The sequence below is a fragment of the Borreliella mayonii genome, from assembly GCF_001945665.1.
Taxonomy (GTDB): domain Bacteria; phylum Spirochaetota; class Spirochaetia; order Borreliales; family Borreliaceae; genus Borreliella; species Borreliella mayonii.
In genome coordinates this window covers 25749-40006 of record NZ_CP015795.1, presented here as the reverse complement: position 1 = coordinate 40006, position 14258 = coordinate 25749, and the positions used below count along the sequence as shown (strand labels likewise).

Genomic DNA, 14258 nt, shown 5'->3' with positions numbered 1-14258 from the left:
AAACCAAAGGCAACGCATTGCAAATTATTAAATTTCAATTTATACAAAACAGCAAAAATAAAAATTTAAAAACAATAATACAAAATCTATGATACCCCCTTAAATCCCCTTAATAGGGGATTTTTATGTTTAAAATAAAATCAAAATTCAAAAAATGTGGTATAATGTTTTTCAATATTCTTGTTTTAAAAGGAGCATAAGGCTTTGAAAGGCAAGCTTAGAAAAGCTTTAAAAATTTCAATATTTGCACCATTGCTACTGATTATTAGCTGTAATGCAAATATGGATACAAATAATAAAAACAAAGCCTTAAGCGAATATAAATTAAAAAATATTTCAGAAGTTATTAAGAACAGCTTACTGCTTGAATCAGACTCTAGGCTTAAAAAAGAACTTGAATCAAAAATAAATCAAAACACCCCTCCTATTTTGGAAATTGAAAAAATAGAGCCTGGGAAACAAGATAATTCTCTAAAATCTGAATTTGACAGCGAAAGCTTAATACCCCTAGAAGAACTAGAAGAAGCAAATATGGCAAAATCAGAAGAAGAAATTGCAAAAATACAAGAAAAATTATTGTTAATCGGAGCTTCTGATGAAATCGCAGGACAAGAATTAGATAAAAATATGAAAAAATCTCTAAATCCAACTATAATAGAATTTAAAATTTCAAGAACCACCAACGAAGCAATACTTACCCCAATTGAAGAAAAAGGAATTAATAATGACAAAGACAAAATTTTTGATCAAAAAGAAGAAAATGACACTTTTAATGAAAATACAAAAACCCTTACACAAAATCTACAAAATCAATTCCAAAAACACAACGCTCACTTGAGCACAGATGACAACTTCATAACAAAAGAATACGCAAAACAAGTTAGAGAATCTCTAGATAAAGCACTAAATGCAATAAAAAATTTAGAAACATCTAAAGACCTTAAGGAACTTGAGAATTTATCAAATAACCAAGAAAATTCTCTAAACACAAAAAAAAGCTTAATTGAGAGCAAAATTAATAATGTTAATACAAAGAATATAGAAATAACAAAAAATGAATTACTCGAAGCACTAAAAAAAAGTGAGCTTGTTTTTGAAGACACTAAAGATCCCCTAGGAACAAGCACAATAAAAGAAGTCATAAATGCTGCTAAGAAATGGGGAGAAAAAGAAAACTACAGCCAAATAGACTGGGACTTAGGCTCAAAATTTCATCCAAACCCAAAACTTTACAACAAATTAGTAGCTCAAGAGTATAAAGTTTTAGCTGAAAAATTTACTAAAGTAAAAAATGAATATAAAAACGCAAAAGAACAACTAAAAGCTGAACCCAAATTAACAACCAACAACATCAACAAAATAAGTAAAGCAACAAAAGAGTTTGCAAACCAAGTAATAAACTTAATCTTATTGGTAGAAAATAATCATCAATAACCCTTAGCAACAACAAGCCTACACTAAGAAAAAGCAAAAAACTACTCAAGCAATCGGGCCTGTTTTTCCAGTTGTAGTTGTTGGCGCACCACTACTATTAACATAAGCTAGAGTACCAGAACTGTGCATATGATTTTCAAATTTAGTTCCATTAATCTTTAAATTGCCTTTAATTTCAATATTATCCACATCAATAATCAATTTTTTAGCTTTAAATTTTATATTCTCACTTTGTGTATCAAACTTTTGCAAGCTCAATTTAAACTGATCAAGCTTAATGCCAATTTTTTAGGATTAAAAACACTTAGAATGTAATAATAATTTTTATCAAAATGATTATTGTCACTTTCTTGGAAAATATTAAAATTACTTTGAAGTAAAACCACCTCATCTTCTTCTGCTAAATCAAGATTAAAGTTAGATATACTGCAAGCGCTAATCTCTAGCCCTTCGTACTCTTTAATAGTAACAACACCCGTTTGAGATTCATAGTCAAAGCTTTTAATAACACCTATTCTACAAATAAAAACATTTTCAAAAAGAAACTGCTTTAACGCACCAACAGAAGAACTCTTTAAGCTACTTGGCCCTAAGCGAAAATCATTATTCTGCATAATGCATTCCTTTTTTATTCTCTGAGTAAAGCTCAAGATTTAAAACACAATCTCTAGTACTGCTTAATCTGGCGCTGGTGTTTTTATAACCCTACATTTAATGGTATTTCCATGCCTGTCTTTAAAGCTTAGATTGTCTCCAATTTTAATGTTGTGAGTAAACATAACTTGCGCTTGATACAAGCTTAACCCAGACTTAAAACCTAAAGCATCCTTTTGAGGCACAAACAAAAGTCCATAATCTTCAAGCCTTTTGTAATCACCAGAAACAAATTGTCCAAAATTCATAAAAATAAATTTCGAATCAACATCTTGCCCGGAATTTCCAATCTCAACAATAACACAGTCAACGTATCCTTGTCGCCTTAAGTATTCTATTAATCCTTTTGGCGAGTTGCAAGCAAAGCTCTCTTTGATCACTTTTATTTTTTCAAGTTTATTCATACAAAAGATTGCTTTGTCCTTAAACACATATTTTATTGCATCAGCAATAGTGCTACCTTTGAAATTTTGATACTCAAATTTTCTCTCTAAAAAGATAGCTCTGGACAAAAGATGCAATTCACACTCAAAACTAAAATTTTCAGACCTACCAATTCTCTCAACAGGCGCTCCCAAATACCCGGCCATAATAAACTGGTAATCTTGCTGATCTGAAAACTTCTTATAATAAATTTTTACAATATCTGCGGTCTTAAAATAAGAAAAATCTAAAGGTACATTAAAAATTTGAAGTTTAGTCTTTTTGCCAATTATTAAATTATTCTCAGAATATGTATTTTGAATAAAAATATTCAAATCAGGAGCACCATTTTGAGTGACAATAACAACTCTAGGCCTTAAACCTGCAAGTCTCCCGCCAATGCTATTCTTAGAATTAACTGCATTGTAAAACTCAATTTTAAAATCGTATTGAAATATTAACATTTTTTTAAATAAAACTCCTTTTTTAAATTAACAAGCTTATAGGCTTAAAAGTTAATTAACAAACTGATTAACAAATTAGCCTAAAAGCAAAATTTAATTTTCTACTCTTGATTTGATTTATAAATCACCATCACTACAACCTCTACCCCAGTGAACAAAATCTTATGATTAATGTCTAACACATTTTTCAAACCTATCTTTTGAATAAAAAGTCTTAAATCTCTCTCCAATTCCTCAAAAGATCTCTGCTGATTTAGTTTAAAATTAAAAATTTTAACCTTAATCCCTGCATTATTCCCAACAGAATAAGAATGCAAATTAAAAAATAAACAAAAAAATAAAATAAAAATTGTAAAAACTTTTCTCACAAATGCTACCAACTTACCTTAAGCAAATACTTTACTAACTCTGCTTTTTAACTTTATAGATCACCATTACAGACAAACCATTAAAAGTTATATTATGCTCAATGTTTAAAATATTCTCAGATCCTATTTTATTAATTACATTCTGTATTAACCTTTCAACAGAAGTAACAGCATGATCTTCGGTTAAATTGCCACTAATTTTTACTTCTTCGTATAAGAACTTGACTGCAATCTCTTCATCATCTTGAAGATCATAAGAATACAAATTCAAGCTTAAAAACAAAAAAGAAATGAAAATTAATTGTCTCATTAATATTCTCCAAATAAAAATTATTCTGGCTTAAAAACTTAAAAGCTTTTAAAGTAAATCAAAAAAATATTCAAATTTAAAATTTAGTTAAACTGATCTTTAAAAGAATCAAAAAACTCATCTTCATCTTGGCTTTCATTAAGCGCAACAACTTCGCTTTCTAGCTCATCTGGGTCCTCGCTTTCTAGCTCATCTGGGTCCTCGCTTTCTAGCTCGTCTGGGTCCTCACTTTCTAGCTCGTCTGGATCCTTGCTTTCTAGCTCATTTAAAAACTCGTCTTCTGAACGGCTAAGATCATCCTTGTTTAAGATTCGTCTTTTGTTACATTTTTTTACAACTTGTGATCTTTTAGAAGGTTTAAAGCTTGAATGCTTTAAGCCAACAAATCTATTAGTTTTACCCTTTAAAAGCTTTAAGTTGTCCTGATTCTCAACTATTCTTTTTTTAACATTTTCACGAGATTTTACATTCTTAAGCCTAGATTGAAAATAGTTTTCCAGAAAAAGAACTTTTTTAATAATTCTCTCTGCAATAAGTTTTGTATATTCCGGATTTTCAATAAGGCTTTTATTTTTGTAATTTCTTGTTAAATATTTATATTTTCTAAAGATCTTAAGTAGTGGCAATTCCACCTCTTTTTGAAATCTATCTCTAAAAAGTCTTGTTTTTATTGTTTTTTGCAAACTATTAGAATAAACACTCAGTGCATTAAGTTTAGCAAGTATTTCTTGACTTTTGATGCTGCCAGCTTTATCTTGAGATTTGGTTAAAACCCCATTGTCAATGTCATGCATTAATACATAAGCTAAATCTATGTCTTTTTTAAAATTCCATTTTTTAAAATCAAATGGTCTTGCCACACTTGAATATGTTGTTGAAACAATAAATAAAAAAAATATTAAAATAAGCTTAAATTGTCTCATTAATATTCTCCTAATATCTAGGTTTGTAATTAATATTTTAACCTTTATAGGTTAAAATATTAAACGTTTTGCAAATTTTTACTTGAAAGCTAATTTCCACCTCTTCTAGATAAACTGTGTCTTTAAGCTTTAATGAACTAATGCTTACCACCTCGTGAAATCCTACTGAAGGGCTGTACATACTGTAATAAACCCCTAGGTTAAACCTTTGCCTAAACTGCATTTTATAAAATTGCTATTAAACTCTAAAGCACTGTTCATAAAAGGAGTTTCTCTTAACACTCTTAGCAAAGTTTGGTCATAAATAGATGACAAAATTCCTTTATTAATTGTTACAATCTCAGGCCTTGGAGTAATGTTGAAGTTCACATATTCGCTTTTTGTATTTGTAAAATCAATTACTGCATGGTCTGAGATTACACTTGAGAGATTTTCTTCTATTAGATCGTGCTTTACAAAAATAAAAAACAGTTGGGGAATGTACCCAAGGTCTTTAAAATCAAGCCTTGGGAACAGTAAAACAAAATTAGAAATGCTTGCTAAACTTGAGATCTGATTTACAATCTCTTTTATTAACCTACTGGCTTGCTCTTTAATCACTTAAAACCTCTTTCATACTTAAGGCATTCTAGAATCATCATCAATTCCTCTTGAATTAAATTCATCACTACTATTTAACATATTTGTCATGTACTCAACCAAAGGTAAGCTTTCAAACGCTTGTGCTAAAATACTGGCAAGATTTGAAAAAGTATTTCTTAAAGGGTCCAGTACACTACTAGTAAAATCGTAATTTTTAGCCCATTCTAAAAGTTCTAAAGTTTTTCTAAGAGTGGGCCTAATTCAGGCTCAAAGGCACTGCTTATTACTTTGCTGTTTAAAAATTCAGGCTCCCCATTTGGATTTTTTAAAGAAATTGTTGGCATTTTAAAACTTAAAACTTTTTCTAAATTATTCTCACCCTTTAAAAAAATCACTTACCAGGCTAATGGCTTTTGAATCATTTTTTGCATGTCCGTCGTTTTTTAATTTCTGTGCAAGCTCAACCATAAAAGAGAAATCATTTGAACTTGAATTTGGATTTTGGGAACTTTGAAGAACATAAAGTTTTCTTAAAAAATCATTTCTCTCAAGCTCTGTTTCAAAAGATCTATTGCTTTTTAGAATTTTATTTGCACTTTCTTTTTGAGAATCTCTGTAAACCAAATTTTCAAGACTTAGCTGAGTCTTTGTGTCTTTTAAATTTTTAAATTCCTTTAAAGACAAATTTGAATCATTAAAACCATTTTTTATATTAAAAAAATCAACAGGACTTGAGGCTTTAAAAAGATTTCTAAAAGTCATCAAATTTTCCCAAACAATCTGACTGTTTTTGTTTTTCAAGCCTAATGGTTCTTGCAAATCATCTTTAAAAGGGAAAATTTTGGCAAAATTAGAATTTAATCTAAAGTCTTTTGGGACATTATTTTGATATTTATCGGAATTATTAATAAAACTTTGCTTAAAAGTATTTTTAATATTTTCAGTTTTAAAATATGAATACTGGCTAGAGAAAGGATCTAATTTATCTACTCCTGGCTTTAAATAAGAACTAAGATTGCTTTTTTTCTCATTTAAGTGCCTGGTGGGCAAGCCGATTTTATCTTTCAAGTCAAAATTGAAATCCAAATCCAAATCTTTTAAAACACTCTTTGGGTTGTTTTTATGAGAATCATAGCTTAGAAAATCCTTAAAAGAATTATCTTTGCCCAAAACATTCAAAGACCTAAAGCTTGCTGATTTTTGCAGATTGTCACTTTTGGGAGTTTTAAGACCTTTAAGCCTTTCAAAACTTGAGGATAAAAAATCTTTACTACTTTTCCCACTCAAACCACCAAGAATCTGACTGAAAAAATTTTCCCTTTTTAGACTTAAAAACTCTTTTTTTAAATTACTCTTTGTGGCATTTTTGTCAAGAATACCTTCTAATGTAATTGTGAATTTATCATTATTGTTTTCTTCGTACATAAAAACCTTTAAAACATGCTACTAAAGGACAAAACCCTCTCATATATTTCCTTGTTAAGCTTTAAATTAGCTACTCGGTCAACCTCTACAAGCTCTTTGTAGCTCATTTTTTTAACATCTTTGTATGTGCAAATGCCCATTACAACAGGAAAATAATACTTATTAGCTTCTCTTGTCAAATAGTCTATGTATTTAAAATAATTGGTTGCAATCTCTTGCTTATTCATTGCCACCTTCTTGCAATAAAGAATCAAAACCAGTTTCTAAAGAATCTTCTTGATTTAAGCCTGAAGAATTGCTTGTAATTAAAAAATCATAACTCCAGCGCTCGTCAATGTAGTGATATTTAATGTAATCGCCGTTTTTATCTTGAAAGCTTTCAATGTAAACCAAACCGGGCTTTTTAAAACCTTCTATTGTTTCAAAAAGTGAATACTGAACTGAAAAAAGAATTGTGGGAAGAAGCATACTTGTAAAGTTCAGAATATCTTCTCTCTTTGTTTATAATTTCGTAAAATTCATCTAAAAGCCCTCTTGAGATCATTAATTTAGTTATTTCTTTTAATGTTCGCAGATCATTAAGTTTGCCAATCAGTTCATCTCTTTCAACATCAAATCCTAAAACACACTGTCCCACTCATACATGGGAATATCTTTTAAAACGTATGTATGTGTTTTGGATCTGGTTAATATTTTTAACTTATATCTCATTTTAAATTCGCATCCTTTAATTAAAACATTTTTAAAACATTTTTATTGTTCAATCAAATTGCTTTTAACTTGCTTTCTCAACATCACAATTGATTGCATGAATTGTAAACTTAACCGTATCATTATCAGCTGAATACTTTCTAGTTGGTATTTCTGCAAAAAATGCACTATTTGAAATAATTTTAAGTCCCATCTGATCGTTAAACACCAGTCTTTTTAACTTTTTAGATTTTGGTACATTCTCGTAAAATTGCTCATTGCCTAGCTTTGTTAAGAGCTTGTAATCAAAAGATCCTTTGCTTACTTCTAAATCAAAAATATGAACAACGGTTCTTGGATCTCTAAAGCTTGGAATTGGAAAATTTCTGTCTTCTGTGCTTACCTTGGCCATTACATTAGGCTCTGTGCTATACCAAAGAGTACCTGTTGTCTATTAAATTGTCATTAAAGCTAAAAAATATTAAATCCAGTGAATAATATTCCTTCATTATGATGCTCTCCTTAAATATTCGTTTATCTCTTGTGTTGTTATTATTAAATTAACGCTATTGAAGCTGTCATTGTACTTAAGTGCAACTTCCAAGCTTAAGCTTAAACCTTCAGAAGAATTAATTTTAAGTCTAATCTGCTTATAAGAAATAATAAGGCCTTTTTGTTTAAGTTCATGAAAAAAAACATTCAAGCCCTGCTGTATATTCGTTTGGCAAATTGCCATCCAAATTTAAGGCACCAAGCTTACTGTTAGCTCTATTGTTTTTATTCCAAATCCGAATAAGCTCTTTGATTGCTTCATTTTTAATATAAAAAAGCGTAAAAGCCTCATCAATCGGATCACCTGAGAGACTAACTCCTTCTTTGAAAGCTAAAATGCCATCATTGCCGGTTTCATTTAAAAGAGAATAAAAATTAATATTGGATTTTCTAAGAGAATCAATAAGAGAATCATCATAAATAGGAGCAGAATTTAAAATCATACCATAAGGATTAACAGCATGGAAAATGCTTGATTGATGCAAATACAGTGCTGTAAACTTAAGGTGCAAATTTTGAATGCCTCCGTAAACAGCAATAATATTTTTAAGCTCACTTTTGTCTTTGCCTTTTAAAAAATTTGGAAAGTTGCCATCTTTAGTAGAAATTACAATAAAATTGCAAGCTTTTCTAAGCTCTTCAAAATCACTACCAATAGTATCTTCTGCTTGATTTACAAAAACTATAAACGGATGTAAATTGGATTTTAAGAAATCTTTAATCTCTTTAATCTGATTGTAAACATAAAAATCAACAGACTTAAGTCCGTCTTGCCCCCAAAAATCACCCATTGATTTTTGTAAAAAGCTTATCTGTTCTTCTGATATTTTCTTCTTAAAAGAATCAAGCTCTTGGGTCTTTTGTATCTCAAGCTTTTTAAGCAACTCCTCAAAATTTGTAACACTTAATGCCAAACATTTGCTTGCTAAAACATTGCTTTTGTAAATTAAAAGCGGATTGTAATAATTGATATTGTTTAAAGCTAATCTATTTTGCACTAAACTAACACTTATTGTATCTTTTGGCATTTATCCTTCTTTTTTTAAATTTATTTTTTTTAAAATTTATCTTTCTTGTTTTAAAACCTGTATATTTGCAACAAAAATCTGATTAAAACTAAAACACATATTGGCATGCATATTCGAAACGCCAAGTAGCCCGTCATTATTTAAATTGCTAATCGAGCACAGATAATAAGTTAAAAGCAAATAAGAACAACCATCAAGCTCTTTTGTAAATTCAAACTTAAATCTATTCTCGTGTAAAAATTCTAAAAAGTGTTCATACACTTTGCAAATGATCTCATAAGAATCTTTGTAAGCTTTAAATAAAATAAAACTTAAAAAATAAAGTGAAAACCTTAATCTAAACTCATTAGATTCTTTACAAGAATTTCTACCCCCTAGATTTCTAGGAGTAAGCCCCTCGAAAGACTCGCTTTTTAATACAAGTAAATTACTGGCATTTGTAGCAAACTTTTCCAAATACGGGTGGTTATAAGTATTTAAGATTTCTAATTCTATTTCTTTGAGATCCAAATATTTTTTAAAATTCGTAAGTATTTTTATTAAAAACTGTACAGATTCATTTAGTCCTATAATCATGATTGTCCTTTTCTTTTACCTTCAAGAGACTGTGCTTCAATGCTTTTAAAAAAGCTTTTAAATTCTTTAGCCTCTTTGGCCTTTTTGGTCTTAAAAGCTCTTTTTGACCTAAGGCCTGTTTGTCTGCTAAGTAAATAATTATTGCAAAAAACCCTAAACTGATCTTTTATTTCAACAAGTCCTTTTTGAATAGATTTCCTAAAAGCTGTTTTTATTCCTTTGTTTGAAAAAATATTAGAATAAAACTCTTTGTAAGCAAACTTTGCTAGTTTGAAATTAATCTCTCTTTTAAGTTCTTCCGATTTGATATTAATGCTATTTTCTGCATTAAAAGAAATGTCTTTAAGTTTAATTTTTACACTCAACAAGAGCTCCTTAAAACCAGAGTATTATAATTTAGACCTTCTTTGTAGCTCTTTTGCGCGCCCAAGATCGAATAAAAATCATCAAAAACCTTAACCAAATCTCCGTACTCAAATTTCAAATTCTCAAGAGTATACACCTTGGCGTAAATATTTTTATCAAAAATATTTACACCTTCGATCTCAACTACTTCTTCTGGACTTATTAATAAAAACATTCCTTTAAAAATAATAGCATCAGAACTTTTAAATCTAGTTTCATAAGATGCATTAATTGGATCTTTGATTGCTTTATATTTACAGAAAACAAGCTCTTGTGAATATGTATTTATAATATCACTTAAACTTGCATTAATCATCTCTAAAGATTTCATTTAACTACTCCTATTAGAAAACCTTTTGCTCTTAAATCTTCTATTAAACTATCTAAACATTTACAAAAATCACCCCCACAACTGCTGCTGTTGTCAAAAGTTGTGGGAAAATACCCTAATGATATCTCTTTAAATTTTTCAGACTTAACCGGATTATTAAAACCTTTTAATCTGTTTCTTTTTTTTAGCTCGCAGTTAATAAAATAATAAATCAGAACAAACATTGTAAAATCATTTAAACTTTTAATTCTTATTCTCTTAAGAATTAAAATATTCTCAAGTAAATTTAAATATAAAGAAAATTCTTTGGTGCTTAGATCCTTAACATCAAGCATTAAAAGACTAAGTATTTGCTCATACACTGTTTGCAGTGATCCTAGGTTCTCGCTTTCTAGAGTTTTTAAATTTGCATTTAAAGCCTGATTGGTATCTACTTTGCTTTCATTCATTTTTTAGCTCAAATTTTATTCTAAGAATTGAATTTTTTGTTGCCAAAATTGTTCCAATAGAAAAGTCAAGAAAACTTGTTCTAAAATTGCTACTTGAAATTTCTGTGTATGAATTTAATATCGGTTGGTGACCGTCTTTTAAAAGTAGTAGTTTGCTGCTTCTTGGATATATTAAAATTTCATCGTCTAATAAATTTGTAGTCTCAAGCTCAATATTTGCATCATTATTAATTGCACTTATAAAATCAAAAAGCATGTCTTTGTATGAATAATTGTTGTTTGGAAGCCTTTCAAGCAAACGACCTTTGATTTTACTGCTTGTAAGTATTTTAAAAGGCACCTTTCTCTCATCTTCTAAATTAATCTTTAAAAGATCATCATTTATTGATTTTATTTGATCTGATATGTTTGTCTGTTCAACTGTTTTGTCTATTTGATTTGGAAGATTTAAAAGTCCGTACATAGTTTCATTGCTAGACTCATCAACAAGAAGAGTTCTTTTATTATCTTTTGAGAGTGTAAGTCCACCTTTTAAATAATGCACACTCATTAACTTTTGTATCTCAGTTATTGCTCCCAAAAGTCCTTCTCTCATGTTAATATTTGTGTTTGCCTCTACGTTAACTTTTCCATCTAGTGCATAGTAAGTAAATGCATACTGAAAAGGTAAATAATTAATTTTTACTACTTGTCTTTGGAACTTTATTGTTGAGACTGTGTTAAAATCATTAACCTTTAATGTAGGAATGTCTGTTAAATTAGAATACCACTTGATAATTCTATCAATTCCAAGAGAAATATTGCTACTTTGTATTTGCTGTGAATTTAGAAAATGATAATATTCAGGGATTGGACATTCTTTAACCAAAACATCCCTTATTGTGTTTACATACTCGTCGTTATTTAATATGCTCTCATCCATTTTAAATTCTCCTTTTTTAAATTGCATCTTTTATTTGCTTGACCAAAAAAAGAACTCTAACGCCATAAACATTTCTTCTATCTTTTAATTCTTCAGCAGGACCTAATGCTAAAGCGTGAATAACTGTTGCATTCTTGCCAAATTTTTCTAAAACCCCTTAGCTGTTTATTACTAATTTGTCTGATGCTTTGATAGTTTTGTCTTTAGTAATCAAAACACATTCAAAACTACAAGTGATTGTAACAACCGTACCGGTTCTTGAAAAATCGTCAAAGTCGACACAAACCCCATAAAGATCATTACCGCCGCCTCTTGCTATTTGCAAATGTGAGCCATTAACAATAAGCTTAACCCCACATTTGTAACAAAAATCTTGCGCTTGGTAATTTTCAAACTTATCAGCAGGAGAGCTTTTAAGTCCGCCTTTTTGAGCAAAATAAAGCCCCCCATCTTGAAATTTATGACTACTCTCAAACACGAGGTAGCTGCTAGCATTAACGCTTTGAAGCTTGTCTAAAACAATTTTTTGAGATTGATTTTTCTTTAAACTTTCAAGCTGGCTCTCAAGTTCTACTTTTGATGCTTTTAGTTTTTCTATCTCTTTTTGAAAATCAATTGAATCACTCATTAATAATCTCCTTTTTTTTAAATTAATTTTTTATTTAAATTTTTCATTAAAAGCTTAAATTTTTATAATTTAAGCTAATGCTTTTTTATTACAAAAAAATTCATTCTTAAGCTCTTCCCATTGATTAAACATTGCTTTTCTTAAATCATGATATGTGTTAAAAAAAACATTCTCAGATCTTAAATTATTTTTTTGATCTACTTTTATTCCTTGAAAATTTATTACTTTGTATGAATTTTCTGAATTTTTGTTCTGATTAATGTTAGTCTTTGCAACTCTTATTAGTATTGCACGGGAACGTAAGTCAATCTTATCAAGGTTGTCAGTTCCAGCTACTGCTAATATTTGAGCTGATTTTACATACTTTCTAATAAGCTCTTCAGCTTGTCCTTTGACAACCTCTTTAAAAGAATACCCATTTGCTAAAAGATTTTCTGTATTGTATTCAAAACTTAAATTATTATTTGCAAGTTTATTTATCTCAACAGATTCTCTTAAGTCATTGTGAGAAAAATTATCAGTTAAGTTATTACTTGCACTTTTGAGATTTTTATATTCTAAAAACTCATCAATCAAAGCATCGCTTAAAATTTCATTGTTTTTGATTTTAGACTCTTTTAAATCTTATTGGTTGTCTTTGTCTGCGCTTGAAGCTATTTTTTTCATAATTACTCCTTTTAAATAACTAAACTTAATTGTTCTTTTAGATTTTCTTTTGCCTTGTCGCTTAGATTTTCATTTTTAATTAGCTTTAAATATTTAAAATAAACATCAAGAAGCAAATTATCCCTCTCAAGTCTTTGCTCATAGCTTAAAGCTTCAAGCTCATTAAACTTCAAATTTAATCTGTAATATTTGTTAAGCTTGAGATTGCACGCATTAGAAACAGATTCTTGTACACCTTTTAAATAATCATAATAATTGCTTTTGTCTCCCTTGCCGCTACTACCAAGTCCTTTTACTTGCTCATTAAAACTTCTAGTTAAAGGCTCTTTAGTATCAGCTCCAATTTTTGCTTTAACAAGTTCAAATGCGTCTTTTAAAGACTCTAAATCATATTTTATTACTTCAAGGCACGCATTCTCTGATGCTGTATAAAAAATTCCATCATTATTTAGAGTGCTTTTAATCTTGCTAAGCTCTCTGCTAAGCTGATCAGAAACGCTACTTAATGCTTGAAAAGTTTTATTTGGCTCTTGAGCTTTAAAAAAAGTAGAAAATATTTTGTCTTTACTGTTTGCCAAAATATTAATTTCTTCTTTTACAATCTCTAATGATTCAACAAGCCCTACTAAATGTTCATCTTTATAAAACAAAAAATTATAATTTCTTATTCTTTTTTCTATTTCTAAATAAATTTGCTCTAAAAGACAAATGTTAAGCAGTAAGCTTTGCGTATAAGCGGGTTCGTGAGTGCCTAAAACATAATCATAATTTTCATAAATTATTACTCTGCTTTTATCTATTTTTACAACCCTTGCTCTCTCAAAACCATCTAAATCTTTTGAACTAGAGAAATATTCTATGTAATTAGAATCTCTTTTGTTAATAATTTTTTGAAAATCTAAATATTTAAAACCTGTGGGTAATTCACTGTTAACCTTTTTGCTTAAATCTTCATCTTCACTTTTGGGTTTTACTAAAATATAGTCTGCTCCATTAAATCTATAGCTTATCATTGCTTCAAGAAGAGCTTCTTTTAGCTGTACCTTTAAACTTATAAGAGACTGCTACCTTCTTTTAAGCAAGACATTTCAAGCAAGCTTAAATTAATTCCATTCTTAAGCGCATCTTCTGCTGTACTATCTATGTAATTCCTAAAAAAAATTGAATATCTGTAAACATTAACAGGATTGATTTTAGATTTATTGTTTTTTATTTCCATTTTAAATTCGTTAATCATTTTTTTAAATATCATTATACATTATTATATCAAAAACAGTTTTTTATACAAATTATTATTATTTGATAATTATTATTAAATAATAATATACAAAATATAAATATTAAAATTCGTTTAAAATTTTATAAAAAACTAATATGTTTTAGAGTATTTATGCTAATATTAATTAAAGAATGTAAGTAAAACTTACA

22 protein-coding genes and 3 pseudogenes are annotated in these 14258 nt (G+C 28.9%); 1 reads left to right on the top strand and 24 read right to left on the bottom strand.

The genetic code is table 11. The features are described 5' to 3' along the window. Positions 1–204 precede the first annotated feature (204 nt). The gene (locus Bmayo_RS06430) at positions 205–1434 is read left to right on the top strand and encodes a hypothetical protein (RefSeq protein WP_075552776.1); all 1230 of its coding nucleotides are present in this window, start codon (positions 205–207) and stop codon (positions 1432–1434) included. Between the two features lie 45 nt (positions 1435–1479). Here Bmayo_RS06430 and Bmayo_RS07390 read toward each other — a convergent pair whose 3' ends face one another. The 24 genes and pseudogenes from Bmayo_RS07390 to Bmayo_RS06335 all read right to left on the bottom strand — a co-directional run bounded on the left by Bmayo_RS07390 (position 1480) and on the right by Bmayo_RS06335 (position 14067). Continuing rightward, positions 1480–1623, bottom strand: a complete 144-nt coding sequence (locus tag Bmayo_RS07390) for a hypothetical protein (protein ID WP_235633503.1) — start codon at positions 1621–1623, stop codon at positions 1480–1482. 65 nt (positions 1624–1688) lie between these two features. Next, complete coding sequence (locus Bmayo_RS07385) at positions 1689–2048, bottom strand: DUF777 family protein (protein ID WP_235633226.1); 360 nt, start codon at positions 2046–2048, stop codon at positions 1689–1691. A 63-nt stretch (positions 2049–2111) separates the two neighbouring features. Then, complete coding sequence (locus tag Bmayo_RS06420; RefSeq protein ID WP_235633225.1) at positions 2112–2975, bottom strand: DUF693 family protein; 864 nt, start codon at positions 2973–2975, stop codon at positions 2112–2114. Positions 2976–3076: 101 nt separating this feature from the next. Then, the gene (locus tag Bmayo_RS06415) at positions 3077–3343 is read right to left on the bottom strand and encodes a hypothetical protein (protein ID WP_075552791.1); all 267 of its coding nucleotides are present in this window, start codon (positions 3341–3343) and stop codon (positions 3077–3079) included. 34 nt (positions 3344–3377) lie between these two features. Continuing rightward, positions 3378–3653, bottom strand: a complete 276-nt coding sequence (locus tag Bmayo_RS06410) for a hypothetical protein (protein WP_075552775.1) — start codon at positions 3651–3653, stop codon at positions 3378–3380. A gap of 83 nt (positions 3654–3736) precedes the next feature. After that, entirely contained in the window at positions 3737–4576 is an 840-nt protein-coding gene (locus Bmayo_RS06405; protein ID WP_075552774.1) for a hypothetical protein, read from the bottom strand. 37 nt (positions 4577–4613) lie between these two features. Then, a pseudogene (locus tag Bmayo_RS06400) lies at positions 4614–5176 on the bottom strand (DUF792 family protein). Between the two features lie 215 nt (positions 5177–5391). Next, positions 5392–5553 carry a hypothetical protein gene (locus tag Bmayo_RS07380; protein WP_235633502.1) on the bottom strand — a complete coding sequence of 54 codons (162 nt, stop codon included), beginning with the start codon at positions 5551–5553 and terminating at the stop codon, positions 5392–5394. Further along, positions 5534–6583 carry a hypothetical protein gene (locus Bmayo_RS06395; protein WP_235633224.1) on the bottom strand — a complete coding sequence of 350 codons (1050 nt, stop codon included), beginning with the start codon at positions 6581–6583 and terminating at the stop codon, positions 5534–5536. Before Bmayo_RS06395 ends, Bmayo_RS07380 begins: the two co-directional genes overlap by 20 nt. Before the next feature lie 8 nt (positions 6584–6591). Further along, complete coding sequence (locus tag Bmayo_RS06390; protein ID WP_075552773.1) at positions 6592–6810, bottom strand: DUF1322 family protein; 219 nt, start codon at positions 6808–6810, stop codon at positions 6592–6594. Continuing rightward, entirely contained in the window at positions 6803–7051 is a 249-nt protein-coding gene (locus tag Bmayo_RS07425) for a DUF1473 family protein (protein WP_250637822.1), read from the bottom strand. The genes Bmayo_RS06390 and Bmayo_RS07425 overlap by 8 nt, the downstream gene beginning before the upstream one ends. After that, positions 7005–7220 (bottom strand): DUF1473 family protein, encoded by a 216-nt coding sequence (locus Bmayo_RS07420; RefSeq protein ID WP_250637821.1) that lies wholly within the window; start codon positions 7218–7220, stop codon positions 7005–7007. The genes Bmayo_RS07425 and Bmayo_RS07420 overlap by 47 nt, the downstream gene beginning before the upstream one ends. Next, positions 7202–7294, bottom strand: coding sequence for a DUF1473 family protein (locus Bmayo_RS07415; protein WP_250637820.1), 93 nt, complete (start codon positions 7292–7294; stop codon positions 7202–7204). Before Bmayo_RS07415 ends, Bmayo_RS07420 begins: the two co-directional genes overlap by 19 nt. 64 nt (positions 7295–7358) lie before the next feature. Beyond that, positions 7359–7685 (bottom strand): DUF1463 family protein, encoded by a 327-nt coding sequence (locus Bmayo_RS06380; RefSeq protein WP_235633223.1) that lies wholly within the window; start codon positions 7683–7685, stop codon positions 7359–7361. Positions 7686–7781: 96 nt separating this feature from the next. Then, on the bottom strand, positions 7782–7976 hold the full coding sequence (locus Bmayo_RS07410; protein ID WP_250637819.1) for a DUF787 family protein: 195 nt from the start codon (positions 7974–7976) through the stop codon (positions 7782–7784). Beyond that, entirely contained in the window at positions 7957–8853 is an 897-nt protein-coding gene (locus tag Bmayo_RS06375) for a DUF787 family protein (protein WP_250637818.1), read from the bottom strand. The genes Bmayo_RS07410 and Bmayo_RS06375 overlap by 20 nt, the downstream gene beginning before the upstream one ends. A gap of 36 nt (positions 8854–8889) precedes the next feature. After that, positions 8890–9429, bottom strand: coding sequence for a DUF764 family protein (locus tag Bmayo_RS06370; RefSeq protein ID WP_075552772.1), 540 nt, complete (start codon positions 9427–9429; stop codon positions 8890–8892). After that, entirely contained in the window at positions 9426–9794 is a 369-nt protein-coding gene (locus Bmayo_RS06365) for a hypothetical protein (protein ID WP_075552771.1), read from the bottom strand. The genes Bmayo_RS06370 and Bmayo_RS06365 overlap by 4 nt, the downstream gene beginning before the upstream one ends. Next, positions 9791–10165, bottom strand: a complete 375-nt coding sequence (locus Bmayo_RS06360) for a DUF1506 family protein (RefSeq protein WP_075552770.1) — start codon at positions 10163–10165, stop codon at positions 9791–9793. Before Bmayo_RS06360 ends, Bmayo_RS06365 begins: the two co-directional genes overlap by 4 nt. After that, entirely contained in the window at positions 10162–10614 is a 453-nt protein-coding gene (locus Bmayo_RS06355; protein WP_075552769.1) for a DUF3890 domain-containing protein, read from the bottom strand. The genes Bmayo_RS06360 and Bmayo_RS06355 overlap by 4 nt, the downstream gene beginning before the upstream one ends. After that, on the bottom strand, positions 10607–11536 hold the full coding sequence (locus Bmayo_RS06350) for a hypothetical protein (protein ID WP_075552790.1): 930 nt from the start codon (positions 11534–11536) through the stop codon (positions 10607–10609). The genes Bmayo_RS06355 and Bmayo_RS06350 overlap by 8 nt, the downstream gene beginning before the upstream one ends. 16 nt (positions 11537–11552) lie before the next feature. Further along, a pseudogene (locus Bmayo_RS06345) lies at positions 11553–12164 on the bottom strand (DUF228 domain-containing protein). 69 nt (positions 12165–12233) lie between these two features. Then, entirely contained in the window at positions 12234–12740 is a 507-nt protein-coding gene (locus tag Bmayo_RS06340; RefSeq protein ID WP_235633222.1) for a DUF1357 family protein, read from the bottom strand. Positions 12741–12841: 101 nt separating this feature from the next. Continuing rightward, positions 12842–14067 (bottom strand): annotated as a pseudogene (locus Bmayo_RS06335) (anti-CBASS protein Acb1 family protein). Positions 14068–14258 lie beyond the last annotated feature (191 nt).